Consider the following 25,968-nt stretch of genomic DNA (forward strand, 5'->3'; position numbering starts at 1 on the left):
ATTCAAGAATAAAAGCAAACAATGATTTAATCAGCGCTTCCATAGGGAGAACTCGTCCAAAGGGCGGTACCTCCGGATTCTCTCAATATACAAACATTGACAGACATCTCTGACCCGCCGAAAGGCGGGTTAAACTTAGTGTAAAATTTTACTCGGTAGGGGAATTTTTCCAGAAACAATAAAAGAGGAAAGCCTCCCCTTGAGTGGAAATGTTATAATTTCCGTGCACAAATAAAACAAAGAAAGGGCTTTCCTCATGGATATTATAACAAAAACTGGAGAAATTTGGAGTGAAAATGCAATTGGTGCAGTCATTTCTCTCATTAAGGAATCTGATGACTCTATCGAGGCTGAAAGGAAGCTAACTCATTGGCTCACTGAAATGAACTGTCAGCTTATAGCTATGGCCCTGGCGCGTATTGACGCTGAGCTGTATCAGATTTACAAGGTACAGGGGTGGCGTGTGGCGCGCCGGGACTCTAGGACGATTTGCTGCCGCTATGGAGAGCTGACCTATACCCGACGACTTCTGCAGAAAAAAGGGAAGACCTTCTATCCTTTGGACCGTAAAATGGGCTTTGAGCCTAGAAAACACTACAGCTTGGGAATGATTGAGCGGATTGTCGAGGCTGTCGCAATTACCACATCTCGCAGTGCCAGCGAACTCCTGCAAAGCCTGGCGGGAATTACCATCTCCCATCAGTCTGTTATCTCACTCAAGAACTATGCCGGTAAGAAGGCGAAGACTTATGAAAAAGCATTGGCAGAAGAGGAAAAGGTTGAAAAGCCGACACAACCGGAAATTATAGCGATTGAAGGAGATGGAATTGTACTCAAGAACAAGGAGAAAGGCGGCGTTTCGGAAGTGCACCGCCTCCAGGTATATGAGGGAGTCAGGAAAAATGGCAACAGGACAGAACTGGTAGGACTTCGCTGCTTTGCATCTACCAGCAGAAAAGAACTTTTTGCAATGGTAAGAAGCTATCTGCTTGGGCACTATGACCTGTCTAAGACCACAGTGCTGTCGAATGGGGATGGAGGGTCCGGATACCAGTTTCAGGACTTTGAGCAAATGGTAGAAGGCTGCCTGGATCACCAGCACTTCCGCGACTGCTATCATGTGCATGAAAAGATCCGGACCCGGCTCAGCTTCTGCAACAGGAAACTGATAGACCGTATTATCCGAGAACTTCACCAGAGCGACGATATTATGAAACAGATTCCCGTATGGATGGATACTGCCCGGAGCTGCGCCCGAACAGAGGCGGATTTGGAGGAGGTAGACAAGCTGCAGAGCTATCTGGAGAGAAATGCTCCCTATATCCCCAGCCTGAGTCAGCGCGGCATCCATACAGAGATTCACCTGGGGACTGCAGAAACAAACCACCGGTTTTACAGCTATCGCATGAAGCGGCAGGGACGTAGCTGGTCCAGCGAGGGAATGGAGTGTATGGTTTGGGTATTAACCGCCCGGAAGAATAAAACACTTACAGCAGCTCTCCTGTACCATGCTAATGGGAAAAGCTACAAAAAGATGGATAGAGCCATGCACAAGGCTGCGGTGCAGGCAGAGCGTAAAATCGCCCAGAATGTCCGGAATGAGGCGCAGAAGCGTAAAATGAGAAACTATAGGCCGGGATGCCTGGAGGGACGTATAGGCGTTTATGGAGCTTCTTCTTCACCAATGGGGAGACTGGCCAGAGCTATACAGAAATACTGATAAAGCCGAAGCCACGGAGATAGTAATTATCGACAGTCAAATGAATTACCGAGGAAAACTTGACACTTACCGGGTTAAATTTTCCCCTTGCAAGTGTCCTTTCTTTTTGATAAAATAGAAAAGCTTGAGTACAAGTACACATGTCCGTGGATTTCGTATCTGTGCCCTCTGACAGGGTGGTTACGGGAGAAGAAGCGGGCAGAGGTTATTAACAGGAGGTTTTTATTATGTCAGTTGTATCCATGAAACAGTTGTTAGAAGCAGGCGTTCATTTTGGTCATCAGACCCGTCGCTGGAACCCGAAGATGGCTCGGTTCATTTTCACCGAACGCAACGGTATCTACATCATCGATCTGCAGAAGACCGTGAAGAAAGTAGAAGAAGCATATGCTTTCATCCGTGATGTAGCAGCTAAAGGCGAACCCATTCTCTTCGTAGGTACCAAGAAGCAGGCTCAGAATTCCGTGAAGGAAGAAGCTACCCGCTGCAATCAGTTCTATGTCAACGAACGCTGGCTCGGCGGCATGCTCACCAATTTCCGCACCATCCAGACCCGTATCAACCGTCTGAAAGAACTGGAAAAGATGTTTGAAGAAGGCACCACTGACCAGTATCCGAAGAAGGAAGTTATCCTTATGAAGAGAGAACTGGAAAAGCTGGAAAAGAACCTGGGCGGCATCAAAGACATGAAGAGACTGCCGGGAGCTATTTTCATCATCGATTCCAAGAAAGAAGAAATCGCTGTTTCCGAAGCTCACAAGCTCCACATCCCCGTTGTTGCTACCGTTGATACCAACTGCGATCCCGATGTCATTGATTATCCGATTCCTGCCAACGATGACGCTATCCGCGCTGTAAGACTGCTCACCAGCAAGATGGCTGACGCTGTTCTCGAAGGCCGTCAGGGCCAGCAGGAAGAAGCCGCTGCTGAAGAAGCAGGCGAAGCTGCTGAAAACGCAGAAGAAGCTGCTGAAGCTCCGGCTGAAGATAAGGAATAATCTTAAACTGTAAGGCAGGGGCTTCCTTAAAGCCCCGGGGCTTCGGCCCAAGAATCAGACAAACACCTTGAATTTTATGATGGAGGTCATAAGATGAAAATCACAGCTAGTATGGTAAAGGATCTGCGTACTAAAACCGGTGCAGGCATGATGGACTGCAAGAAAGCACTGGTTGAAGCTGATGGCGATGTAGAAAAGGCTGTAGACATTCTCCGTGAAAAGGGACTGTCCCAGGCTGCGAAGAAGGCAAGCCGCGTAGCTGCTGAAGGTGCTGTAGTTTCCGCTATCTCCGAAGATGGCAAAACCGGTACCATCGTTGAAGTCAACTGCGAAACCGATTTCGTAGGAAGCAATGATGATTTCAAGGCACTGGCTCACTCCATTGCACAGCAGATTATCGCCGTAAATCCGGCTGATGTGGATGCTCTCCTGGCATCTGACATGAACGGCAAGTCCGTGAAAGACACCGTAACGGAAGCGGTTGCCAAGATCGGCGAAAACATTTCCGTTCGCCGCTTCGTCCGCTATGAAAGCGCTGAAGGCAAAGTGTACAGCTATATCCATGGCGGCGGCAAGATCGGTGTCCTGGTAGAACTGAAAGGCGGAGACGACGAACTGGGCAAGGACATTGCCATGCAGGTTGCTGCTGCTAATCCTTCCTACCTGGACCGCAGCGAAGTTCCCCAGGCTGAAATCGAACACGAAAAAGAAGTTCTTGCTGTGGAAGCAAGAAATGAAGGCAAACCGGAAAAGATTATCGAAAAGATGGTTCTGGGCAGAATCAACAAGTACTACAAGGAAGTATGCCTCGTAGACCAGGAATTCATTAAAAACGGCGATCTGACCATTGCCAAACTTCTGAAATCCAAGAATGCGGAAGTTCTTCGTTTCGCCCGTTACCAGCTTGGTGAAGGCATCGAAAAGAAGCAGGACGACCTGGCAGCAGAAGTTGCAAAACAGCTGAATCAGTAATCCTAACAATTATAAGAGGACACTTTTTAGTGTTCTCTTATTTTGTAAATGGGAGAAAATTACTATATAATAAATAGAGAACTTTTATGTTATTTCTGGGGGTGTACCATGGAAGCTGAAACGAAACATTACAAAAGAGTTATGCTGAAATTGTCCGGTGAGGCGCTGGCCAACGACAAGGGATTCGGCATTGATCCGGAAGTGGTTTACAGGCTGGCCCGGGAAATCAAGGAAGCCTGCGAATCGGGCGTAGAAGTGGCTGTAGTCGTAGGCGGCGGCAACATCTGGAGAGGCCTGAAAGGCAGCCAGGGCGGCATGGACCGTGCATCCGCCGACTACATGGGCATGCTGGCTACAGTTATCAACTCCGTGGCTCTGCAGGATGCGCTGGAAAAACTGGGCGTATCCACCCGCGTGCAGACCGCCATTGAAATGCGGCAGATTGCGGAACCCTATATCCGCCGCCGCGCCATTCGCCATCTGGAAAAGGGAAGGGTAGTCATCTTCGGCGCCGGCACCGGCAATCCCTATTTCACCACCGATACCACCGCGGCTCTGCGCAGCGCCGAAATCGAAGCAGACGTTATGCTCATGGCAAAGAAACAGACCGACGGCGTATACGATGCAGATCCCAAGTACCATCCGGAAGCCAAAATGTTTACGCACCTCACCTACAACGATGTACTGCAGAAACAGCTGGCTGTCATGGATAACACGGCCATTACACTGTGCATGAACAATAATATTCCTATTGTTGTCTTTAATATCGACGTTCCCGGAAATATTGTCAAAGCGTGCAAAGGCGAAACCCTGGGCACCCTCATTGAAAGGAAATAATTATGTACGAAGACGAACTGAAAACCTTATCCGAAAAAATGGACAAGTCCATCAACGCCCTGAAGAGCGAATTTACCTCCATCCGTACAGGCCAGGCCAATGCCAGCCTGCTGGACCGGATTTTCGTAGAGTATTACGGCAGCCGCACCCCGGTGACCCAGGTAGCCTCCGTTACCGTACCGGAAGCCAGGATGCTGGTAGTGCAGCCCTGGGATAAATCTCTGTTGAAAGAAATTGAAAAAGCCATCCTCCAGTCCGACCTGGGCCTGGTTCCCATGAACGATGGAAACCTCATCCGCATGGCCATTCCCCAGCTCACAGAAGAAAGACGTAAAGAACTGGTAAAAGTGGTCAATAAGAAATCGGAAGAAGCCAAAGTCGCAGTCCGCAACATCCGCCGCGACGGCAACGTATTCCTCAAAAAAGAAGAAAAGAACAGCGACGTGTCCAAGGACATCATCAAAGATACGGAAGACAAAATTCAGAAGCTCACTGACAAGAAGATTAAAGAAGTAGAAGCAGTGACCGAAAGAAAAATCAAAGAAATCATGTCCGTTTGAGACCCCTTCACGGGCAGGGCTGAGAGGATTTTCCCCGAAAGGGTTATAATTGGGCGCCTTTACATCATAAAAGGCGCCCTCTTATGATGTAACTGTTTTAGCCTGTGAGCTGGTGGCGGCCAGGATCGGGAGGGGGAGGTTCCCGCATGTCGTCATTTCTACCGATGCGAAGGAGGAGTGGAAAAAATCTCCCGGCAGAATGGGGCTGGCAGCTGGGGCGGCCAGGACCGGGATCGGGGCATGCTTTCCCGTATTCCTAGAAGGGCCTGCGGCTATGAGGGCTGCGGCAGGCACCTTAAATAGATGGCGCCAGTTTGTATAAAACCGGGGGAGTGACCCGGTGGGCTGTGAAAACCATACAACCGCCTTGCGGGCGTCGGAAATGCACCCCTTTTGGTGGCTGGCGCCACCACCTTCCCCCCGGCGGGGGGACTTTATTCTTCGCTATGCGTTAGCTTTATTCTGCCCCTGTGCACATCCTGCATAGGATGTGCAAGTCGGTCAAAGTAGGCCCTTAGCCTGCCCATAAAAGGGCCTTCCTTTCGATTGACCGACCGAACTGCGGGGGAAGTCTGGCGAAGCCGGATAGGGGGAGGCGAGCGCAGCGAGCCAGTCAGCAGAATGCGTATCAAGCTATATGACCCATAACGACAATCCCGTAACGCTGATTTTATAAGCATTGCCCCCTAAAGGGGAAACGACTCACTACATTTTGCGCGTCGCTAGCGCTCCTTCAAAATGTGTTCGCTGTGCACCGCCAAAAGCGGCTATCCACAACCCTCGGCCTGAAAGGCCGTTGCCCCCTGAGCGAAAGCGAACACAACCCGCCGCCGTCAGGCGGCCACAACCCTCGGGCCGTAGGCCCGTCAACCCTCACACCGAAGGTGTGTCCAAGCAATTAAATCTTTGTATCCTGAAACGAGGAATGATATATGTCTGATAAAAAGGCATTTCCTGAACATGTGGCCATCATTCTGGATGGCAATGGCCGGTGGGCCAGAGAGAGAGGCCGGGAGAGAACTTACGGGCACCAGGTAGGTGCCGCCAATGTGAAGACCATTGTACGGGCTGCCGGACATATGGGGATCAAGGTGCTCACTCTCTACGCCTTCTCTACGGAGAACTGGAAAAGACCGTCTCTGGAAGTACGCTTCCTGATGAAGCTTTTTAAAAATTATCTGATTTCCCAGTTGAAAGAGCTGGTGGAGGACAATGTGCAGGTCCACATTGTGGGCGATACGTCCGTTCTTTCCGAAGGCCTTCGGAAAGGCATTGCAGAGTGCGAGCGGGACACTGCCAAAAATAACGGCATGGTGCTCAATGTGGCCATCAATTACGGCGGCCGTATGGAAATTGTCCATGCCATGCGTGAAATAGCCGAAAAAGTAGAGAGGGGAGAGATTGATCCTTCTACTATTTCTGAAGATACGGTGAAAGCCCATCTCTATCCCTCCGATGCCATAGATGTGGATCTTCTCATCCGTACAGGCGGGGAGTCCCGTATTTCCAATTTCCTTCTCTGGCAGGCTTCCTACAGCGAGCTCTATTTCACTCCCGTGCTGTGGCCCGATTTCACAAAAGAAGAGCTTGAAAAGGCTGTGGACTGGTACACCGGAAGGGACCGCCGGTTCGGCGGCCTCACGGAAAAGGATCACTAGGAGGTATTATGAAAGTTCGTGTTTTGACTGCCATTGTGGGAATTATCGCCGTGCTCTGCCTCGTGTGGCTGGGCGGCTGGTTCCTGACGGGGGCTGTATTCCTTGTTTCCCTCATAGCCCTGGCGGAGTACGACCGCATGCTGAAGCAGCTTTCCATCCGCATCTACCGCATTCCTGCGGCCATTGCCATAGGGGCGGTGGTGCTGTCTGCCGGCTTCTATTCCGTGAAGGTCTTTACAGCGGTGATTTTCCTTTCCTTCTGTCTTCTTCTTTTCCTCATTCTTTCCATTAAGAAGGAAGAAATGACAAATCTGGTGTACACTTCCTTCGGGAGCCTTTATTTCGGCCTGGGGTTCGGCACCCTGGCCCTTCTCCGGGGCAGCCGCGAGCTGCTTCCCGCAGGGGCAGTGAACGGGGATCCGGGGATTTTTCTCATCCTCTTTGCCCTGGTATGCACCTGGGCCAGCGATTCCTTCGCCTATCTGGCAGGGAAGAGCTTTGGGAAACACAAAATGGCGCCCCATATCAGCCCCAATAAGACGGTGGAAGGACTGATCGGCGGTGTTCTGGGCTGCGTAGTGCTGGGCATGGCCATTGCCTATGGTTTTTCCTACGACATGACCCATGCTTTCTTCCTCTCCTTCATGGCGGCCGTTATGGCGCCGGTGGGGGACCTCTTTGAGTCCTACATCAAGCGGGCCTGTGATATTAAGGATTCCGGAAACATTCTTCCAGGCCACGGCGGCATGATGGACCGTTTCGACAGTCTGCTTTTTGTAGCGCCGTCCCTGGCGGCGGTGCTGGCCCTGCTTAGGTGAAAGGAGTTTCTATGAAGGAAATTGCAGTATTAGGTTCTACCGGTTCCATCGGCACCCAGACGCTGGACGTGATCCGCTCTCATCCGGACCTTTTCCATGCTCAGGTGCTCTGCGCTAACAAAAGCGTGGACAAACTCCTTCGGCAGGCAGAAGAATTTCATCCTGCCGCTGTCGTAGTCAGTGATGAAGAAGCGGGCAGGAAATTCAAATCTCTCTATACAGGACCGGCCGAAGTGATCATCGGGCAGGAGGGCCTCACTGAAGCCGCCCTTCGGGATGATGTGGATCTGGTGCTGGTGGCAGTGGTGGGCATTGCGGGACTGGCCCCCACTCTGGCTGCCATTGGAGCAGAAAAGGAACTGGCCCTGGCCAATAAGGAAACCCTGGTGGCCGGCGGCAGTCTGGTGCTGGCGGAAGCCAAAAAGCACCATGTTCTCATCCGTCCCGTAGACAGCGAGCACAGCGCCATTTTCCAGTGCATGCTGGGACAGGACAGAAAGCATATCCATAAACTTCTCCTCACCGCCTCCGGCGGTCCCTTCCGGGGGAAAACAAGGGAAGAACTGAAAAAGGTGACTCTGGCCGATGCTATGAAGCATCCTACCTGGAACATGGGCATGAAAGTGACCCTGGATTCGGCCACCATGTTCAACAAGGGTCTGGAAGTCATCGAAGCCCATTGGCTCTTCAACGTGGACTACGATGATATTGAAGTGATCGTCCAGCCCCAGAGCCTGATCCACTCCATGGTAGAATATGATGACGGATCCATTATGGCCCAGATAGGAAATCCCGATATGCGTCTGCCTATCCAGTTCGCCCTGACCTATCCGGAAAGACTGCCTTCCCCTTCGAGGCAGTACGTCAACTGGCGGGACATCGCCTCCATTATTATTGAAAAGCCGGACTTGGAAGTTTTCCGCTCCCTGAAAATGGCCTATGAAGCCGGGAAACAAGGAGGCACCGCAGGCACCGCCTTCAACGCAGCCAATGAAGAAGCCATCCGCGCCTTCATCGCCGGCCGTATTTCCTTCCTTTCCATTTATGACGTGGTGGAAGAAACCCTTTCCAGGTTTATCTCCCGTGAAATTCGCTCCTATGAGGACATTATGGAAGCAGACCGGCTGGCAAGAGCGCTGGCAGAAAGTGAAATCCGGAGGATTGCTTCATGTTAGTCAATATTCTGGCTCCCATCTTTGTTTTTGCAGTGATCGTCCTCATCCATGAAGGAGGCCATTTCCTGATGGCCAAGTTCACCGGCATGAAAGTAGAAGAATTTGCCGTAGGCTTTGGACCCAAACTGGGCGGTATAAAAAGGGGAGAAACCCTTTATTCCCTTCGGGCTATCCCCCTGGGAGGATTTAACCGCATCGCCGGCATGGACAGCAGTGATAAAAACGATGACCCCCGGGCCTTCGTGAACCGTCCCGTCTGGGCCAGACTCGTTGTCATTGCGGCAGGCTCCGTTTTCAATGTGCTCCTTGCCTTCTTCATCTTTGCTGGCGCCTTTCTCTACGCAGGATATCAGACATTCCCGGACCTTCCCGTCGTAGGCGGCGTCCTCTCCGGCACCTCTGCAGAAAAGCAGGGCATAGAGAAGGGGGACACCATCCTCACCGTGGCCGGCCGGAAAGTAGATACCTGGACGGACATCGGAAAAATCACAAAAACCCTGGACACCCGTATCGTCCCCGTCACCGTGAGCCATGAAGGAGAAGAGAAAACCCTCACCATCATGATGACAGACGGTGACAATGGCCGGCCCATCATCGGCATTTCCCCCTACCTGGAACACCATGACGTAGGCTTGGGAGAGGCCTTCCTTATGGGCGGAGATCGCTGCCTCTTCCTACTTAAAATGATGGTCACCGGCCTCGTCGATATGATTTCCGGCCACGAAGCAGACGTAGCCGGCCCTATCGGCGTCGCCCGCATGAGCGCCCAGGTAGCTGACACTGGCTTTCTCTCCCTCCTTCTCTTCATCGCCCTCCTCAGCCTGAACCTGGGCTTCCTGAACCTTCTCCCCATTCCCCTTCTGGACGGAGGCGTCCTCATTCTGACCCTCATCGAAGGCGTGAGTGGAAGAGAACTTCCGGAAAAAGCGCTCTACTACATACAGGCCGTGGGAGTCACCATTCTTCTGGGACTCTTCCTCTTCGCCATGAGCAATGATATTCAGGGACTGATGAAATAGGGCCGTCAAACTTACGAACCCTCCAGCCGTGAGGCCGGTCAATCTTAAGAACTTCACGCCGCAGGCGTGTCCAAGGGCGGAGCAGGCACCTACCCTTTGAACCTCCTGAACCCGGGCTGCAGAGTGGCCCCATGGCGATCACACAACCCTTCTACACAACCTGCGGCACCTACCTTAACCTTTTTTTATCTGCGGCGAAGCCGCTACCGCAACCCTCGGCCTGAAAGGCCGTCAAACTTACGAACCCTTCGGCCAACGGCCGGTCAATCTTAAGAACCCTCACATCAAAGAGGTGTCCATGAATACTTTATTAATTCAAACAATCAGGTGAAAAAATGGAAAAAACCAGACAGATCCATGTAGGCCCCGTTGCCGTAGGCGGCGGCGCGCCCATTGCCATTCAGTCCATGAGCACCTTCAGCCCTGTGGATACAGAATATGCGGCAGCTCAAATCAATGCCCTCCACAAAGCGGGCGCCGACATTGTCCGGGTAGCGGTGCCCGATAGAAAGGCCGCCGAATCCCTGGGGGCCCTTCGGGAAAAAGTGGACGTGCCGCTGGTGGCGGATATCCATTTCGACTACCGCCTTGCCCTGACTGCCATGGAACAGGGCATTGATGCCCTCCGTATTAACCCGGGAAACATCGGCAGCCGGGACAATGTAGTGAAAGTGGTGGACATGGCCAGGGAAAAACAGATTCCCATCCGTATCGGCATTAACGCCGGCTCCCTGCCTCAGCACATTCTCGACGCATACGGCGGCCATCCCACGGCGGAAGGCATGGTGGCCGGCGCCATGGAACATGTGAAAATCCTGGAAGAAGAAAACTTCCACGATATCGTCATTTCCGTCAAATCCACTGACGTTCCCATGATGGTGAAGGCCAACCGCCTCCTTCATGAAAAGGTGAACTACCCCCTTCATTTGGGCGTCACCGAAGCAGGGACCCTCTACCGCGGCACCATTAAATCGGCCATCGGCATCGGCAGCCTCCTTCTGGACGGCATTGGCGATACCATCCGTGTCTCCCTCACCGACGACCCGTTGAAAGAAGTGAAGGCCGCCAAAGAGATCCTGAGCTCCGTGGGCATGCAGCAGTACGGCCCCGTCCTCGTCTCCTGCCCCACCTGCGGCCGCACCCAGGTGGACCTCATCCATATGGCTCAGGAAGTGGAAGAAAAAATCCAGAAATTCAAGAAACCCATCCGCGTAGCCGTCATGGGCTGCGCTGTCAACGGTCCCGGCGAAGCCAGAGAAGCAGACTTCGGCATAGCCGGTGGAAAAGGCAGCGGTCTCCTCTTCAGAAAAGGAAAAATCCTGAGGAGCGTACCGGAAGGAGAACTGATTCCTGCCTTGATGGAAGAAATAGAGAAATTTGAAAATCAGTAATTTAAGGGCTGTGAATTCATTCATCACTATAGCGCCCTATGAAAACCAGAAAAAGGACTTTGGCACTTACGAGTGCAAAGTCCTTTTTCTGGTGAATACATGTTTATATTGACTCTCTCCGGTTAACCCGGATATACTAAAAAAATAATATGTCAACAAAAGCAAAAGACTCTAGCTTACAAAAAGGCGGAGGGAACATGATGGACAAGGTAAGGCGTGCAGGAATTCTGGGGACTGGGAGGTATGTGCCGGATCTTTGCCCAACAAGCTCAAGAGGGAATGTGCAAAAAACACACCGGAAGGCAGTACGGGGGAAGCTGAAGGAAGTACTATATTTTATATGGGCGAAGCCCTGAGAATAGGTCCGTATTTTGAGTAGTAGAACTGATGCTGTTCCTCCGTCGCCTGACGGCGTGCACAGCGAACACATTTTGCGCGTCGCTAGCGCTCCATCAACCGCTGCTGTCACTGACTCACTGGATTTTCAGGTCGCTGATGCTCCCTAACAAATCCAGTTCGCTAGTGCAAAATGTGTTCGCTATGCATCGCTTTGCTCAGGGGGCCGCCGATTGGCGGTCAGGACCGCGATGGAGCATCCTATCGGTGCTCTGCCCCGTACACCCTTTTGCCACTACGTGGCATTTCCCCTCAAGGGGAAACGAGAAAATAGGTGGCACTGGATATTGTGTCACATATGATACAGACAGCTAATCCCGTAACGCTGACTTTATATTCATCGCCCGAGAGGGCGATACCACAACCCTCGGCCTGAAAGGCCGTCAAACTTAAGAACTCTTGGGCCCGAAAGGGCCCATCAATCCTAAGAACCTTTTTCCGCAACCCTTCTATACAACCTGCCGCCATCAGGCGGCCACAACCCTCGGGGCGAAGCCCCGTCAACCTTCCCCTCTGAACCCTCTGAACCCTCACACCGCAGGTGTGTCCATTTTGATGATTGCATTTCTTTTGCATATTCCGTAAAATGAAGAAAAAATAAATTTTTTTATTTTCCACGTTCACATACAAGCGATTTTTTCTATTCATATAGTAGAAGGGACAAGTTTATAAAGCAATTCTGAAGTCACAGGCTTTCCTGCCAATCCTAGGTCCGGCAGGGAAGGGTATTTCGGACACGCGGGGATTCCCTTGTTTCCTTCCATCCAATTTGGCCAAAAAGGATAAAAGATATGAACTACACAATGAACCCAGGACTCTAAATCAGCTCCACATATGCAGAAATGACGGGAGACTCGTGTATGGCGCGCGCCGTCGTACTTCGGTACAGCAGCGGCCGTAGACCATGCAGACACCGAACTCATTGGGCATAGGGGATGGGAAGGTACCGGGGTTCTTTGTGGTGGGGGACGCGGCGAAGCCGCATCCTTTTGACGCAAAGGCGCAGCCCTCAGCGCAAAGGGGGCCAATGAACTCTTTGAACCATCTCCTGTTCATGATATAATGTCCATAATCACCAATAGAAAGAAGGTATACCATGCAGAGACTTGTTTCTTATAATTACAACGGCCAGCGCCAGTGGGGCGTGCTGGCTTCTGATGGAGTTTCCATTTATTCCGCTGAGGATCTGGAGGAGACTTATTTCATTCCTCTGGGGGAGACTATGGAGGAGTTTATCGAGTCTGGCGAGGAGGGGCTTTTGAATCTGGCCAGGGCTTTGGAAATGAATGAGAAGGATAAATCCATCGAGCCTCTTTCTCTGAAGGATGTGCGGCTGGAGGTGCCTTTTTATCCTCGGCGCAATATTCTGTGCGTGGGCAAGAATTACCAGGCCCATGTGAAGGAATTTGACCAGAATGCCAATGCGAAGAATCCTGCTGTTCCTATTTTCTTTACGAAGGCCACCACATCTGTCATCGGTCCTGAGGAGGAAATCGACAGTCATCCGGCTGCGACGAAGGAAGTGGATTATGAAGGGGAGCTGGGCGTCATTATCGGTAAGCGCTGCACTAATGTGGCTGCAGAGGATGCCATGAAGTATGTGTATGGCTACACCATTATCAACGATGTAACGGCCCGGGATCTGCAGAGAAAGCACGTACAGTGGTTCAAGGGGAAGAGTCTGGATACTTTCTGCCCCATGGGGCCTACGGTGATGGTGGGGGACTGGCCTGTGCCCTTTACTATTTACACGAAGGTGAACGGTCATCTCCGCCAGGAGGGGTCTACCAATGATTTGATTTTCTCCATTCCCCGGCTCATCGAGGTTCTTTCCGACGGCATGACGCTTCTTCCCGGCGATGTGATTGCCACCGGTACGCCCCAGGGGGTAGGTATGGGACAGAACCCGCCGCAGTTCCTGAAAAAGGGGGATGTGGTGGAAATCACTATCGATCCCATCGGCACTCTGAAGAATACAGTGAAATAAGGAATGTAAAAAGACCGGCTGCCCGGTCTTTTTTGATGCGCTTTTATCGGCGGAAATAGAAAAGAAGCGGCAGATATTGTATAATAAAACAAATATCCGTGATTCAAATGAATGGAGGAGATTTCTATGGAAGAAAAAAGAGAAGCCGCTAACTTTATTGAAGCGGAAATCAATAAAGACATAGCCAATCATGTCTATGCCAATGGAAGGGTGCTCACCCGTTTCCCGCCGGAACCGAACGGCTATCTTCATATCGGTCATGTAAAGAGTATCTGCCTGAATTTTGGGCTTGGTGAAAAGTATCATGGCGCCACTAATGTTCGTTTCGATGATACGAACCCCACGAAGGAAAATCAGGAGTTTGTGGATTCCATTCTGGAAGATGTGAAGTGGCTGGGATTCAAATGGAAGGAACCGGTCCATTTTGCTTCCGACTATTTCCCGGAACTCTATGAGTTTGCCTGCAAGCTCATCCGCATGGGCTTGGCTTATGTAGATGATCAGAGCAGTGAGGAAATCCATAATACCCGCGGCGATCTGGAACATCCGGGGAAGGAAAGTCCCTGGAGAAACCGTTCCGTAGAAGAAAACCTGAAGCTTTTCCAGGAAATGAAGGAGGGCAAGTACAAGGATGGTGAAAAGTGCCTCCGTGCCAAGATTGACATGGCTTCTCCGAACCTTGTCATGAGGGACCCTGTCATTTACCGTATCCTTCACGCCACCCACCACAGGACGGGAGACAAATGGTGCATTTATCCACTCTATGATTTCGCTCATCCTCTCTCTGATGCCCTGGAAGGCATTACCCATTCCATCTGTACCCTGGAATTTGAAGAAAGAAGACCTCTTTACAACTGGTGTCTCCAGGCCTTTGACGGCAAGGAAAAGCCGCGGCAGATCGAGTTTGCCCGCCTGAATGTAACCACCATGATAACCAGTAAGAGAAAGCTCCGTAAAATGGTGGAGGCCGGCCTGGTATCCGGCTGGGATGATCCCCGCATGCCCACCATCTGCGGTATCAGAAGAAGAGGATACACCCCGGAATCTCTTCGTCATTTCTGCGATCTCATCGGCGTGGCCAAAGCAGACAACCTGGTAGACGTTTCCCTTCTCGAATACTGCATCCGGGAAGATCTGAAGGCCAAGGCACCCCGCATTATGGCAGTCATCGATCCGGTGAAAGTAGTGCTTACCAACTATCCGGAAGATAAGATTGAATACATGACCCTGGAAAATAATCCCGAAGATGAATCCATGGGTACCCGCCAGGTTCCCTTCGGACGGAATCTGTACATCGAAAGAGAAGATTTCATGGAGCATCCGGTCCATAAATTCTTCCGCATGACCCCGGGAAAGGAAGTCCGCCTCAAAGGGGCTTACATTGTGAAATGTGAAGATGTGGTGAAGGACGGGGAAGGAAATATTACAGAAATCCACTGCACCGTGGACTTTGATACCAGAAGCGGCACACCCGGCGCTGACCGCAAGGTGAAGGGCACTCTTCACTGGGTATGCGCCGACACGGCGGTGGATGTGGAAACAAGGCTCTACGACTATCTCATTTCCCCAGATGACAAGGAAGACGGCAGGGATTTCATGGAAAAGGTGAATACTAACTCCCTTACTGTCATGAAGAGCAAAGCGGAACCGGCCATTAAGGAATACCCTGTAGGCAGCCGCTTCCAGTTCCTCCGGAAAGGCTATTTCATCATTGACCAGGACACCACCAAAGATCATCTGGTGTGCAACCGCATCGTAGGTCTCCGCGATACCTGGGCTAAACTGCAGAAGAAACAGGCAAAGGCGTAATCCATGAAGAGAGCATCTTTGGCGGCCTTCATGGCAGCATTCCTGATCTTTGCCGGCGCCTTGGAAGTTTCTGCAGCGGATAAGCTCAGTCTTTCGGGCATCGGCACCATGGACGTTCCGAAAAACATAACTTTCACCGAAGGCGCCCAGAATGCCCTGCCTTTCATGAAGGACGGCGGCACGAAGCGCTTCTTCATCCGGAAAGGCATGTCTGACAGCCAGTATTACACCATGACCTGGAAGAAGGGCCCTGACTTTTCCTACGGATGGGCCATGTCCCATGAAGCAGGAATCCCTTTCCTGCAGGACATCGGGGAGTTCAAACACAAGGACGATAAGCCGGAAGCCCAGATGGACATCATGGCAGCATGGCTGAACCGGCAGCTGACTCAACAGGGTGCCGTATTCGAAGGCCCGTCGCCTCTGCAGAAAATCAATGACAGCAGGCACCCCAGGTGGGAGGGCTTCGTGAAGGTAAAGACCACGGAGCAGGGCATTACATACAATGAAGCTTATACCATCATTCTCCAGTGCGACGGTTATTTCACAACTCTGGGCATCTTCAACACCGACGGCGACAGGGCAGACATTACGGAAGACGTAAGGAAAATGGTTTCGAAACGGAAATTTCCGAAAAAGGTGAAGCTCCTGGATCTTTCTAAAAAAGGCACATCCCTGACTGAATGGGATTAATTGTTTTTAGAAATTGACAAGGAGCTCTGGAATCAGTAAGATAGAAGAGTAAGGCATTTTATCAATTAGATATTGATAGGAGGAATTTTAAATGGCAAAAGTTGCAATTGTATATTGGTCCGGTTCCGGTAACACAGAAGCTATGGCTCAGGCTGTAGAAGAAGGTGCTAAGGCTGCAGGCGCAGAAACCACCCTTTCCTTCGTCAGCGACACCACTGCTTCCGATGTAGCTGCTTATGACCACATCATTCTCGGCTGCCCGGCTATGGGAAATGAAGAACTGGAAGAATATGAATTCGAACCGTTCTTCGAAGAACTGCTTCCCCAGCTCAAGGGCAAAGTAGTAGCCATCTTCGGTTCCTATGCATGGAACCAGGGCGACTGGATCGAAAACTGGAAGAAACGTTTTGATGAAGCAGGCATCAAACTGGCTGCTGACCCTGTCAAAGCATACAGCTATCCTGATGACGATGCACTGGAAGCATGCAAGAAACTGGGCGAAACTGTAGCTAAGGCATAATTTCAGAGATAAGAAGAGCGTTCTTTTTTAAGGACGCTTCTTTTTTTAGGGGAAGAAGGCTGTGAATCCTTAAAACCCTGTTAGTATAAAGGAGGCCATTATGTCAGAAAAAGTGGCTGTGATTTACTACTCTGCCACAGGAAATACGGAAGCCATGGCAGAGGCTGTGGCAGTGGGAGCCAAAAGCACCGGCGCCGAAGTGCTTCTGGCACCGGTTTCCGATGTGGATTCTGTGGAAATCGGAAACACCTACCATCATATTATCCTGGGCTGCAGCGCCTGGGGCGTCGAGGTCATTGAAGAGGCGCAGATGAAACCTTTCTGTAATAAACTGAAGCCCTATTTGAAGGGGAAAATCATGGGTATTTTCGGTTCCTGCGGATGGAGCCGGGGAGCCTGGCTCAATTCCTGGTACAATGAGCTCCATTTCGCCGGCGCTTCTTTCCCGGCCCAGCCTCTTCTGGCTTACGGCTATCCCGATGAGCCGTCGCTTAAGAAGTGCGAGGAACTGGGAAAGAAAGTGGCGGAAACGAAGTAAGGCGCCTTTCCATATTTCATATTGAAGGAGATTATATAGAATGAATTGGGATGAAAAAGTGGCATCCAATATTAAAGCGGTGCCTTTTTCCGGTATTCGTAAATTTTTCGACCTGGCCAGCTCCATGAAGGACGTGATTTCCCTGGGCGTAGGGGAACCGGACTATTCGGCTCCGGATAAGGTGATTGATGCCTGCATGGAAAGCCTGAAACGGAAAGAAACCTCCTATACGTCCAACTGGGGCCTTCTCCCGCTTCGCCAGGAAATTGCAAAGCTTTTCCATAACCGATACCATGTGGATTATGATCCGGTGGATGAGATCATGGTGACTGTAGGCGTTTCCGAAGCCATCGGCGTCGTCATGACCACCCTCCTCAATCCGGGAGATGAAGTACTCATTCCGGACCCCGCTTACCTGGCTTATCCTGCCTGCGTATCCATCGCCCGGGGCAAACCGGTGCTGGTGCCTACCAGGGCTGAAGATGAATTCAAACTCACTGTGGAAGAACTGGAAAAGAAAGTGACTCCCCGGACCAAGGCTATCCTTATTGGCTACCCCAATAACCCTACCGGCACTGTCATGGACAGAGAGTCTCTGGTAAAAATCGCCGACTTTGCCCAAAAGCATGATCTGGTGGTGATTTCCGATGAAATCTACTGTGATCTCACCTATGAAGGCACCCATACCTGCTTTGCATCGCTGCCGGGCATGAAGGAAAGAACACTCACCATGAACGGCTTCTCCAAGTCCTATGCCATGACGGGCCTTCGCGTGGGCTATATCTGCGGACCCCGTGAAATCATGGAGCAGATTTACAAAGTCCACCAGTATGAAATCCTCTGCGCCAGCGTTACCAGCCAGTATGGTGCCATCGCAGCTCTCAAGTACTGCGATGACGATGTAAAGGCCATGTATGATGAATACGCCGCCCGCAGGGAAATGGTCTACGAAGGACTGAAGAAAATCGGCCTTTCCGTGTTCAAGCCCAAAGGGGCCTTCTACATTTTCCCCGATATCAGCATCACCGGCATGGATGACGAAGAATTCGCCGACCGCCTGTTGAAGGAAGAAAAGGTAGGGGTAGTGCCGGGTTCCTGCTTCGGTCCTCAGGGAAAGAACCACATTCGTATTTCCTACGCTGCCAGCAGGGAAAACCTGGCGGAAGCGCTGAAACGAATCGGTCATTTTGTGGATAAGTATAGAAAGAATTAAAGAAGAGGGGCTGTGAAAAATGGTTTACATTTTTTCACAGCCTTTTTTGTATACATTCATTTTCATGGGAATTGACCAAATGACCGCCTGCTGCCTGTCTCTACGTCATTTCGCGGGATGCGGCCTGTGGTTATGGGTAGGCCCTTCGGGGCTTTCCGGCCCCTTGACAGAAGAGGTTTACACCTTCATAATAAACTAGTACCCTTACGTCCAGGTACTTTTGCATTTTGTTAAGGAGACTGCCCATGAAATATAGGATGAAGGCGGCGCTGCTGGCCATTTGTGTTTCTGCCTGCAGTGCCTTTGGTTTTTCTGTTTATGCCGAGGGGTCCCCTGCGGCAGCTGCCGTTTCTGATCAGAAGGCAGGGACCGGCGTGAATCACTCTGCAGAGAAGAAGCAGGGGGGAGAGGCCCATAGCCTTTTCCCGATTTCCGGAAAGACGCTTTCTGCCTTCGATTTTTCTGTGGGCGGTGTGTCTCTGGGAGATTCCATTTCTTCTCTTTCTTCTCGGGGCAGGGCGGAAAAGGTAATCCATGAGAATACCAGGGATTCTTATGTCTTTAAAGATATGACGGTAAAGAGGACAGCGCCTTTTCTTCTTTCCTATTCCCACCGCGTAGATCTGCCGGAGGACTTCAAGTTTCCCGGAAAAGGGATATCAGAAATCGTTGTGTCCGGTGCAGGCGCAAAGACGCCCCGGGGGATCGGCGTGGGCAGCAGCCGGGAAGATGTGCTTCGTGCCTATGGCAGGCCCCTTATGGTGCTTTGGGACGGCAGGGGAAAGTCTTTTCATTTCCGCTATGGTTCAGGCCTGCAGGAAATGGATGTGACTCTCACCGGTGACAAGGTGTCTTCCATTCGTCTTGCGTCTCTCACTTCTCCAGTGAAAAGGGGAGATGTTTCCTATGACAGCGGCGAAGGTCCCCTGTACCTGGGAGACCGTGATTTCAAGGTGGCTGGCTATGAGCTGGGAAGTACTTTCCAGGCTCATCCTTTTGAGGAATGGGAGAAGAAGATGGCCAATCCCAAGGAGGAAATCCTTTATTTCCCGGGTTATGCAGTGCGCCTTACGGTGAAGAGTTCTCTGATTTCCGCCCTCTTTCTCACGGATAACCGCATGGTCACTTCCCGGGGCCTGTCTCTGGGGGATGATGTGTCTACGGTGGATCTGCTTTACGGGAAGCCGCACCGGGTGGAAATGAATGTGTCCGGCAGCGAGCCGAAGACGTCTTACATTTATTTTTCCAAAGGGAAAAGTGATGTACTGATTATTAATTTTTCAAAGAATAAGGTGGAAGGCATTGTGAATGCCATGAATCCCACGAAGTAATGAACCGTTTGAGGTGTTAGAGTGTACGAATATTTCTGTGCTTTGGTTGTGGGCATTGTAGAAGGGCTCACGGAATATATCCCTGTTTCTTCTACAGGCCATATGATTATTGTGGGCCATATGCTGGGATTTGAAGGAACCCTGGCAGACCTTTTCGATGTATTTATCCAGCTGGGCGCCATCCTTTCGGTGCTGGTGGTGTATCATGAAAAATTTACCTATATTCTGAATACCCATCACTGGTTCCGCCGGAAAGGGCCTTCTGTATTTAATATCTGCATTGCCATGTTCCCGGCCTGCCTCATGGGCCTTCTTTTCCACGGCTTCATCAAGCACCGTCTCTTCAGTCCTACCACCGTCATCATCGGCCTGGTACTGGGAGGCATTTTCATGATTGTGGCGGAAAAGGCAAGAAAGGGAAAGGAATTTGCAGTAACCGATGTGGATAAGATTTCCACGAAACAGTCTTTTATTATCGGCCTCTTCCAATGCCTCTCCCTGTGGCCCGGCTTCTCCCGGAGCGGCAGTACTATTGCAGGCAGTCTTCTTCTGGGCATTTCCCGGAAGGCAGGCGCTGACTTTACTTTCATTATGGCAGTACCCCTCATGTTCCTGGCCTGCTTCTATGACCTTCTTAAAGTTATCGGAAGTCTCTCGGTAGGTGACCTGGGCGTGCTGGCGGTGGGGTTTGTCACTGCCTTCGTGGTGGCCTATGCTTCCATCCTCTGGTTCCTGAAGTTCCTGAATACTTCCACCCTGACGGGCTTTGCCATTTACCGTTTCTTTGTGGCGGCTTTTGCTCTGGTTTATTTCTGGTAAAGTTGTGAAATCAAAAGGGGCTGTGAAAAAATGTTCAATCATTTTTTCGCAGCCCCTTTTTTTTGCCAAACAGGGGGCTGGTATGGGGCGTTGTACATGAAATTCGGGGAAAGGGGAACGGTTGATGCTCCTGGCGGCGGGGGCTGTAAACTCATGCTTCAAAGACGCTGCCGACTACTTGAGCGAGAAGACGGTCAGAGGAAAAGCCAATGCCATGGAGCCGTAGAACTTGAAACTCTTTTTCTTTTCAGAACTTCCAGGCCCGGTGACCTGTCATTTTTCCCTGTCTTACACTCTCCATCCATGGTATAATAATACGAATCCATTGGAAAAGGCGGTATGCATGAGTATGTTTTCTGCAATGTTAAATTGCCTGGGGCTCGATATGGGATCTTCCCAGGTTCGTATATATCAGAGAGACAAGGTGCTTCTGGAAGAAGCTTCTACGGCGGTGGTGGATAATATCAGCGGCCAGGTGCTTGGTTTTGGCACGGAGGCGCTGATTATTTATCATAAGGAGCCGGAGAATTACACGCTGGAGTGGCCGGTGAGGAATGGGGTCATTGCTGATTATGATATGACTAAGTCCATGCTTCGTTTCTTTTTAAACAAGTCTCTCAGGCGGTCTGTTTCAAGACCCAATCTAATGGTGGCTATTCCTGCCGAAATTTCTTCAGTTACCCGGCATGCCTTGGTGGATGCGCTCATTCATGCAGGGGCCCAGGGGGTGTATCTTATCCCTTCGCCGGCAGCTGCAGCTATCGGCGCGGGAAGGGATCTGCAGGTGCCTTCTTCTACGCTGTCCCTGGTCATAGGGAGGGATGTGTCAGATGTGGGCATTTATGGCTGCGGCGGTATTTTGGCGCAGGAAGGGATTTCTTTCGGCGGTCATGATATTGACCGGGCTATCTGCCGTCATATCCAGGACCGCTACAGCATGATGATCGGTCTGGAGCAGGCGGAGAAGCTGAAGAGCGAGATGCTTTCCATGACGGGCACCGGAAGCGACCGTGCTTTCACGGTGCGCGGAAGGCGGCATGCCGACGGTGTGGAAGTGGTGGTGGAGCTTTCAGTGGCTGAAATGAGTTCTGTCATGCAGCGCATTATGGAGCCGGTGCTTCTTCTGATCAGGCGTGTCATGAGCCGGGCTACGCCGGAGATGGCTGATGATTTCCTGAAGAACGGCATGCTCCTTTCAGGTGGCGGCGCCCTTCTTGACGGTCTTAGGGACTGGCTTTCCGAGGGGCTTCATATGCCTGTTGTTATTCCGGCCGATCCGGCCTCGGTGATTGCGAAGGGCTGTTTTGCGGCGTGCATGATGGACAAGGATCATTCCCTGCTCATTGAAAATGGTGATAAATACTTTGGGGGAGCTTGATTTTGATATTCTTCAGTAAGAAAAAGATGTTAAGTATTGTTCTGCTTTTGGCTTTCCTTGGCGGCTGCGGATGGTTCTGGCGTCACAGGGAATATATTCCATTCGTGTCCCAGCCTTTGTCCGTAGGAGCTGCTCCTTTTGAGTACGGTGTGTCCCGGGCTGCCTGGCTGGGGGAGAATGGCATCGGTTTGTTCCGTCAGGTGTTTTCGAACTGGAAGGAACTGGATGAGCTCCGTAAGGAAAATGAAAGTCTTAAGTCTGAGCAGGATCATTACAGTGAAATCCTGGCGGAAAATATCCGCTTAAGGAGTCTTTTGCAGTTCAAGCAGGGCTATACCAGCTACCATATGCTGGGCGCTTCTGTGATTGAAAGGGATTACGGCGGCTGGACCCATACCATGGTCATTGACCGGGGCGAGGACAGCGGTCTGAAGAAATACATGCCTGTCATTGTGCCCTCGGGCATTGTAGGCTTTGTAAGCGAGGTATACCTGAATTCAGCCAGGGTGCAGCTTCTTCTGGATCCACGGACTACAATCGGCGGCATTGTGCAGCGGCCTGCTTCCCGGGTGGTTTCTATGGTGAGCGGCAACAGCGGCAATCCGGGTTACCTTTCCCTGGTATCCCTCCCCAAGGAAGCGGATGTGATTAAGGGGGATATTATCGTTTCATCGGGCTATGGCGGCGTGTACCCCAAGGGTATGGTCATCGGCACGGTGGAGCAGGTGGATGTGGATGCCGAGGGCGGCACCCAGTCTGCCCAGATCCGGCCGGCAGCCGATTTCTCCCATATGGAAGAGGTTTTCGTTATTACGGATCATATCCAGAAGACAAGCCCTGAAAGCATTACGGTAAAGCCGCCGAAGATCGAACCGCCTATGAATCCGAACAAGCAGCAGGCAGGTGATAAATGATGAGTACCTACAGCCTTGTGGTTTTAAGCGCTGTTATATTTCTTCTGCAGTCCTCTTTTCTGCCTTTCCTTTTCAACGGTATCATGCAGCCTGATTTATGGCTCACGGTGATTGCTCTGTCCGCGGTGATTCTGGACAGGAAATCGGCGCTCATCCTGGCGGGAGCCGGGGGATTTCTGCAGGATATTGTGACCAGTAATTTCTTTGGTCTCCATCTTCTTCCCTACCTGGTGATTACTCTGCTTTTTCTGAAATTCGGCAGAGATCGGTATAACCGGCACTGGTATGTGTCTCTGCTGTCGGTGCTTCTGGCTTCTGTCATTTATGTCTGTTTTTCCAGTGTCATCATGGGATGGGCCGGCAGTCGGTATCCCTCCCTCTTTTATTTCGTCTATCTGGGCATTCCCCTGGTTCTGATGAATGGGGGATGTGCTCTTGCTTTGCATCCTCTCATCTGGATGCTGAAACGGGAGGAGGAACCCCGTTGGTGAAGAAACGTATTCCTTCCATCCTGGATTCGCTGGTGAAGAATCGGGAAGAGTCGCGGTATGGCCGTATGATTTATGCGGCCATGATCCTTCTTCTCATCCTGAGCGCCCGCCTGTTCTGGATGCAGGTGGTGGAAGGCAATTATTATAAGGAAGAGGCCGACGGCAACCGTATCCGCCATCTGCCCCAGCAGGCGGCCCGGGGTGTCATGTATGACAGGAATGGTGTCATTATGGCAGGCTCAAGACCTGCCTACAGCGTCATCATGCCGGTGGAAAGGAAGAAGAATACCCTTTCCGATGAGGAGCTGGACCGTCTGGCCGCTCTTCTGAAGGTGAAGCCGGAGGATATTAAAAAGAAAATCAATGATAATAAGCTGGCTTTTGGTGCCATTTATCTGGCTAACGATGTGGGTATTGATGTGGCAACCCAGATCGAAGAAAAGAAGGATGATTTCCCGGGCATTGAAATCGAAGTGAATCCGCTCCGCGTGTATCCGCTGGGCGCCGCAGGGGCCCAGGTGCTGGGCTATGTAGGAGAGGCGGGACCGGACGACCGGGATGCCGAGGGGAATCCTTACAAGACGGCTACCCTGGTGGGCCGTTCAGGTCTGGAAAGGCAGTACAACAAGTTCCTGGAAGGAAAGAACGGTTCCAAGACGGTGGAAGTCAATGCGTCCGGCCAGCCGGTGCGCTATGTGGAAGGGACGCCTGCCGTATCCGGCAACAATGTGCGTCTCACCCTGGATGCGAACCTGCAGAAGGCGGCGGAAGATGCCATGGAAACCCAGGTGAGGACGCTGGCTCATTCCGGCGTTTTCCCCACCGGCGCTTTCGCTGTAGCCATCGACCCCAATACGGGGGCGGTGCTGGCTATGGCAAGCTGGCCAAGTTATGATCCCAACCATTTCAGCAAGGGTATTACGGCGGATGAGTGGAACAAGATTATCAACAACAAGAACCATCCTATGCAGAACAGGGCCATTGCAGCCATGTATCCTCCGGGCTCCCTGTTCAAGGTGATTACGGGTTCGGCTGCTCTGGAAGCCAAGGTTACCACGCCGGAGGAGAGAATTTTTGACTCCGGCAAGCACTGGCTGGTAGATAAGAGAAACTCCGAAGGCGAGGCTTTCGGCTGGATTAATTTCTATGAAGCTGTGGAAAAATCGGATAATGTCTATTTCTATGAAATGGGACGGCGCCTTGGCATCGACCGCATCTCTGCCATGGCCGGTGAGTACGGCCTGGGTAAACCTACAGGCATCGACCTGGCAGGGGAAGCGGAAGGCAATGTGGCCAGTGAAGAGTACAAGCGCAAAGTATTCAAGCAGGACTGGTATCTGGGGGAAACCATGGATGCTGCCATCGGACAGAGTTTTACTCTGACCACGCCTATCCAGATGGCCATGGTTTATTCTTCCATTGCCAACGGCGGTTTCCGCTACAAACCCTATCTGGTGAACCGTATCGACAAGCTGGACGGCAGCCCTCTTAAGATTTATTCGCCGGAAAAGCTGGGCACCCTGCCGGTGTCCAAAGCTACCCTGGATGATCTTCACCAGGCTCTGCGCATGGTTATGACGAAAAACGGCACCGGCGGCGCTCTTTTTGCCAATTATCCCATAGCCATGGCTGGCAAGTCGAGCACCGCCGAGACGAACGGCCTTGATAATGGCTGGTTCGTAGCCTATGGGCCTTTCGACAAACCGGAAATCGTGGTGCTCTGCATGTTCGAGCATTCAGGCTTCGGTTCCGAGTCGGCGGCTCCGGTGGTGAAACAGATCATGAATGCCTATTTCCATTTAGGCGATTATGCACCGGGAAAAAACAAGGACGAAAAGAAAGACAAAAATGGAGGTAACCACTGATGGCGGTCATTGTGTCTACAGCTTCCGGCAAAGGCGGGGTAGGAAAGACCCTGATTACGGCCTCCCTTGGCATCACTCTTGCCAGGCTGGGGAAGAAGGTGCTTCTCATAGACGGTGATATGGGTCTTCGAAACATGGACCTTATACTGGGATTGGAAAATGACTGCTTCTATAATATCTGCGATCTGGCAGAGGGAAAATGCTTCCTGGAGGATGCGGTGCTTCCGGTGACGGACCATCTCGATTTCCTGCCGGCGTCCCAGAAGGAATCCTGGGAAACCGTATTTCCTGCGGCCATGGACACGGTGATGGACGATATCCACCGCCTTTATGACTTCATATTCATCGACTGCCCTGCGGGTATGGGAAAGGGTGTGGAAACGGCCTTCCGCCTGTCAGACAGGGTGATTCTCCTGGTGGCGCCGTCCTGGTCTTCCAGAAGGAATGCGGACCGCCTGCTGCCTCTTATCGGAAAGGGAAAGATTTGGAAATACGTACTGAACCGTTTCACCGCAAAGGAAGGAAGCGGACTTTCTTTCCAGGAAGTCTATGATACGCTGGACGAAGAATCTTTCGGCGGAGTGATTCCCTATTCCATCATGGCAGACCGCCTGGGAAACAGGGGAGAGATTGCGGAATTCAGGGAAAAGAGTGCCTACGGCCGCGCCCTCTATGATGTGCTCCGCTGCCTTCTGAAGGATAAAGATATTCCTGCTGCCCGGTGGTTGAGTTCCCTGCGTCTTTCAGACAGGGAGAATGAGGAAGAAACAGAAAGCAAAAATGATAGAAATAAGAGAACTGAAAGGGCCGGTCTTTCCTGGCACTCTTCCAGCAGCGCCTATAAGTGGCGGCGGAGGAGATGAGAG

24 protein-coding genes are annotated in these 25,968 nt (G+C 51.4%); all 24 read left to right on the plus strand.

Features of this window, described 5'->3' with window-relative positions:
• The first annotated feature begins 256 nt into the window (after positions 1–256).
• The 24 genes from NW747_RS07670 to NW747_RS07785 all read left to right on the plus strand — a co-directional run bounded on the left by NW747_RS07670 (position 257) and on the right by NW747_RS07785 (position 25,965).
• A complete protein-coding gene (locus NW747_RS07670) occupies positions 257–1,720 on the plus strand; it encodes an ISLre2 family transposase (protein WP_273186528.1) in 1,464 nt (487 codons plus the stop codon).
• Positions 1,721–1,947: 227 nt separating this feature from the next.
• Positions 1,948–2,718 carry a 30S ribosomal protein S2 gene (gene rpsB, locus NW747_RS07675; protein WP_273186531.1) on the plus strand — a complete coding sequence of 257 codons (771 nt, stop codon included), beginning with the start codon at positions 1,948–1,950 and terminating at the stop codon, positions 2,716–2,718.
• Positions 2,719–2,811: 93 nt separating this feature from the next.
• The gene (tsf, locus tag NW747_RS07680) at positions 2,812–3,690 is read left to right on the plus strand and encodes a translation elongation factor Ts (RefSeq protein ID WP_273186533.1); all 879 of its coding nucleotides are present in this window, start codon (positions 2,812–2,814) and stop codon (positions 3,688–3,690) included.
• 108 nt (positions 3,691–3,798) lie between these two features.
• Positions 3,799–4,527: a UMP kinase gene (pyrH, locus tag NW747_RS07685; protein ID WP_008859224.1), complete on the plus strand. Its 729-nt coding sequence runs from the start codon at positions 3,799–3,801 to the stop codon at positions 4,525–4,527.
• 2 nt (positions 4,528–4,529) lie between these two features.
• On the plus strand, positions 4,530–5,087 hold the full coding sequence (gene frr, locus NW747_RS07690) for a ribosome recycling factor (RefSeq protein WP_008859223.1): 558 nt from the start codon (positions 4,530–4,532) through the stop codon (positions 5,085–5,087).
• 177 nt (positions 5,088–5,264) lie between these two features.
• Positions 5,265–5,390 (plus strand): hypothetical protein, encoded by a 126-nt coding sequence (locus NW747_RS07695; RefSeq protein WP_273186536.1) that lies wholly within the window; start codon positions 5,265–5,267, stop codon positions 5,388–5,390.
• Between the two features lie 629 nt (positions 5,391–6,019).
• Entirely contained in the window at positions 6,020–6,745 is a 726-nt protein-coding gene (locus tag NW747_RS07700) for an isoprenyl transferase (protein WP_273186539.1), read from the plus strand.
• A gap of 8 nt (positions 6,746–6,753) precedes the next feature.
• Positions 6,754–7,563, plus strand: a complete 810-nt coding sequence (locus NW747_RS07705; protein ID WP_273186542.1) for a phosphatidate cytidylyltransferase — start codon at positions 6,754–6,756, stop codon at positions 7,561–7,563.
• Between the two features lie 11 nt (positions 7,564–7,574).
• On the plus strand, positions 7,575–8,738 hold the full coding sequence (locus tag NW747_RS07710; RefSeq protein ID WP_273186543.1) for a 1-deoxy-D-xylulose-5-phosphate reductoisomerase: 1,164 nt from the start codon (positions 7,575–7,577) through the stop codon (positions 8,736–8,738).
• Positions 8,732–9,757 carry an RIP metalloprotease RseP gene (gene rseP / locus NW747_RS07715; RefSeq protein WP_273186546.1) on the plus strand — a complete coding sequence of 342 codons (1,026 nt, stop codon included), beginning with the start codon at positions 8,732–8,734 and terminating at the stop codon, positions 9,755–9,757. The genes NW747_RS07710 and rseP overlap by 7 nt, the downstream gene beginning before the upstream one ends.
• Before the next feature lie 335 nt (positions 9,758–10,092).
• The gene (ispG, locus tag NW747_RS07720) at positions 10,093–11,148 is read left to right on the plus strand and encodes a flavodoxin-dependent (E)-4-hydroxy-3-methylbut-2-enyl-diphosphate synthase (protein WP_273186548.1); all 1,056 of its coding nucleotides are present in this window, start codon (positions 10,093–10,095) and stop codon (positions 11,146–11,148) included.
• A 1,492-nt stretch (positions 11,149–12,640) separates the two neighbouring features.
• Entirely contained in the window at positions 12,641–13,531 is an 891-nt protein-coding gene (locus NW747_RS07725) for a fumarylacetoacetate hydrolase family protein (protein ID WP_008859217.1), read from the plus strand.
• 126 nt (positions 13,532–13,657) lie between these two features.
• Positions 13,658–15,340, plus strand: a complete 1,683-nt coding sequence (locus NW747_RS07730; protein WP_008859216.1) for a glutamine--tRNA ligase/YqeY domain fusion protein — start codon at positions 13,658–13,660, stop codon at positions 15,338–15,340.
• A gap of 3 nt (positions 15,341–15,343) precedes the next feature.
• Positions 15,344–16,033, plus strand: a complete 690-nt coding sequence (locus tag NW747_RS07735) for a hypothetical protein (RefSeq protein WP_273186551.1) — start codon at positions 15,344–15,346, stop codon at positions 16,031–16,033.
• Between the two features lie 91 nt (positions 16,034–16,124).
• Complete coding sequence (locus NW747_RS07740; protein WP_008859214.1) at positions 16,125–16,553, plus strand: flavodoxin; 429 nt, start codon at positions 16,125–16,127, stop codon at positions 16,551–16,553.
• Between the two features lie 100 nt (positions 16,554–16,653).
• Positions 16,654–17,091 carry a flavodoxin domain-containing protein gene (locus NW747_RS07745; RefSeq protein WP_273186554.1) on the plus strand — a complete coding sequence of 146 codons (438 nt, stop codon included), beginning with the start codon at positions 16,654–16,656 and terminating at the stop codon, positions 17,089–17,091.
• Between the two features lie 40 nt (positions 17,092–17,131).
• Entirely contained in the window at positions 17,132–18,304 is a 1,173-nt protein-coding gene (locus NW747_RS07750) for a pyridoxal phosphate-dependent aminotransferase (RefSeq protein ID WP_273186557.1), read from the plus strand.
• Positions 18,305–18,549: 245 nt separating this feature from the next.
• Positions 18,550–19,635 (plus strand): hypothetical protein, encoded by a 1,086-nt coding sequence (locus NW747_RS07755; RefSeq protein ID WP_273186559.1) that lies wholly within the window; start codon positions 18,550–18,552, stop codon positions 19,633–19,635.
• 21 nt (positions 19,636–19,656) lie between these two features.
• The gene (locus NW747_RS07760) at positions 19,657–20,454 is read left to right on the plus strand and encodes an undecaprenyl-diphosphate phosphatase (RefSeq protein WP_273186562.1); all 798 of its coding nucleotides are present in this window, start codon (positions 19,657–19,659) and stop codon (positions 20,452–20,454) included.
• A 361-nt stretch (positions 20,455–20,815) separates the two neighbouring features.
• Positions 20,816–21,832 (plus strand): rod shape-determining protein, encoded by a 1,017-nt coding sequence (locus NW747_RS07765; RefSeq protein ID WP_273188280.1) that lies wholly within the window; start codon positions 20,816–20,818, stop codon positions 21,830–21,832.
• Between the two features lie 26 nt (positions 21,833–21,858).
• Positions 21,859–22,746 (plus strand): rod shape-determining protein MreC, encoded by an 888-nt coding sequence (mreC, locus tag NW747_RS07770; RefSeq protein ID WP_273096650.1) that lies wholly within the window; start codon positions 21,859–21,861, stop codon positions 22,744–22,746.
• Positions 22,743–23,237: a rod shape-determining protein MreD gene (mreD, locus tag NW747_RS07775; RefSeq protein WP_008859207.1), complete on the plus strand. Its 495-nt coding sequence runs from the start codon at positions 22,743–22,745 to the stop codon at positions 23,235–23,237. The genes mreC and mreD overlap by 4 nt, the downstream gene beginning before the upstream one ends.
• Positions 23,234–25,102: a penicillin-binding protein 2 gene (gene mrdA, locus NW747_RS07780; RefSeq protein WP_273186565.1), complete on the plus strand. Its 1,869-nt coding sequence runs from the start codon at positions 23,234–23,236 to the stop codon at positions 25,100–25,102. Before mreD ends, mrdA begins: the two co-directional genes overlap by 4 nt.
• A complete protein-coding gene (locus NW747_RS07785; protein ID WP_273186568.1) occupies positions 25,102–25,965 on the plus strand; it encodes an AAA family ATPase in 864 nt (287 codons plus the stop codon). Before mrdA ends, NW747_RS07785 begins: the two co-directional genes overlap by 1 nt.
• Positions 25,966–25,968 lie beyond the last annotated feature (3 nt).

The organism is Dialister succinatiphilus, assembly GCF_928721695.1.
Taxonomy (GTDB): Bacteria; Bacillota; Negativicutes; order Veillonellales; family Dialisteraceae; genus Dialister; species Dialister succinatiphilus.

What these genes read in the sequence shown, in the direction of transcription:
- NW747_RS07755 (WP_273186559.1), top strand. Translation starts at nt 18,550, where the DNA reads ATGAAATATAGGATGAAGGCGGCGCTGCTGGCCATTTGTGTTTCTGCC.
- NW747_RS07735 (WP_273186551.1), top strand. Translation starts at nt 15,344, where the DNA reads ATGAAGAGAGCATCTTTGGCGGCCTTCATGGCAGCATTCCTGATCTTT.
- NW747_RS07740 (WP_008859214.1), top strand. Translation starts at nt 16,125, where the DNA reads ATGGCAAAAGTTGCAATTGTATATTGGTCCGGTTCCGGTAACACAGAA.
- NW747_RS07750 (WP_273186557.1), top strand. Translation starts at nt 17,132, where the DNA reads ATGAATTGGGATGAAAAAGTGGCATCCAATATTAAAGCGGTGCCTTTT.
- pyrH (WP_008859224.1), top strand. Translation starts at nt 3,799, where the DNA reads ATGGAAGCTGAAACGAAACATTACAAAAGAGTTATGCTGAAATTGTCC.
- rpsB (WP_273186531.1), top strand. Translation starts at nt 1,948, where the DNA reads ATGTCAGTTGTATCCATGAAACAGTTGTTAGAAGCAGGCGTTCATTTT.
- frr (WP_008859223.1), top strand. Translation starts at nt 4,530, where the DNA reads ATGTACGAAGACGAACTGAAAACCTTATCCGAAAAAATGGACAAGTCC.
- tsf (WP_273186533.1), top strand. Translation starts at nt 2,812, where the DNA reads ATGAAAATCACAGCTAGTATGGTAAAGGATCTGCGTACTAAAACCGGT.
- NW747_RS07700 (WP_273186539.1), top strand. Translation starts at nt 6,020, where the DNA reads ATGTCTGATAAAAAGGCATTTCCTGAACATGTGGCCATCATTCTGGAT.
- NW747_RS07670 (WP_273186528.1), top strand. Translation starts at nt 257, where the DNA reads ATGGATATTATAACAAAAACTGGAGAAATTTGGAGTGAAAATGCAATT.
- mreD (WP_008859207.1), top strand. Translation starts at nt 22,743, where the DNA reads ATGATGAGTACCTACAGCCTTGTGGTTTTAAGCGCTGTTATATTTCTT.
- mreC (WP_273096650.1), top strand. Translation starts at nt 21,859, where the DNA reads ATGTTAAGTATTGTTCTGCTTTTGGCTTTCCTTGGCGGCTGCGGATGG.
- NW747_RS07785 (WP_273186568.1), top strand. Translation starts at nt 25,102, where the DNA reads ATGGCGGTCATTGTGTCTACAGCTTCCGGCAAAGGCGGGGTAGGAAAG.
- ispG (WP_273186548.1), top strand. Translation starts at nt 10,093, where the DNA reads ATGGAAAAAACCAGACAGATCCATGTAGGCCCCGTTGCCGTAGGCGGC.
- NW747_RS07710 (WP_273186543.1), top strand. Translation starts at nt 7,575, where the DNA reads ATGAAGGAAATTGCAGTATTAGGTTCTACCGGTTCCATCGGCACCCAG.
- rseP (WP_273186546.1), top strand. Translation starts at nt 8,732, where the DNA reads ATGTTAGTCAATATTCTGGCTCCCATCTTTGTTTTTGCAGTGATCGTC.
- NW747_RS07745 (WP_273186554.1), top strand. Translation starts at nt 16,654, where the DNA reads ATGTCAGAAAAAGTGGCTGTGATTTACTACTCTGCCACAGGAAATACG.
- NW747_RS07730 (WP_008859216.1), top strand. Translation starts at nt 13,658, where the DNA reads ATGGAAGAAAAAAGAGAAGCCGCTAACTTTATTGAAGCGGAAATCAAT.
- NW747_RS07725 (WP_008859217.1), top strand. Translation starts at nt 12,641, where the DNA reads ATGCAGAGACTTGTTTCTTATAATTACAACGGCCAGCGCCAGTGGGGC.
- NW747_RS07705 (WP_273186542.1), top strand. Translation starts at nt 6,754, where the DNA reads ATGAAAGTTCGTGTTTTGACTGCCATTGTGGGAATTATCGCCGTGCTC.
- NW747_RS07765 (WP_273188280.1), top strand. Translation starts at nt 20,816, where the DNA reads ATGTTAAATTGCCTGGGGCTCGATATGGGATCTTCCCAGGTTCGTATA.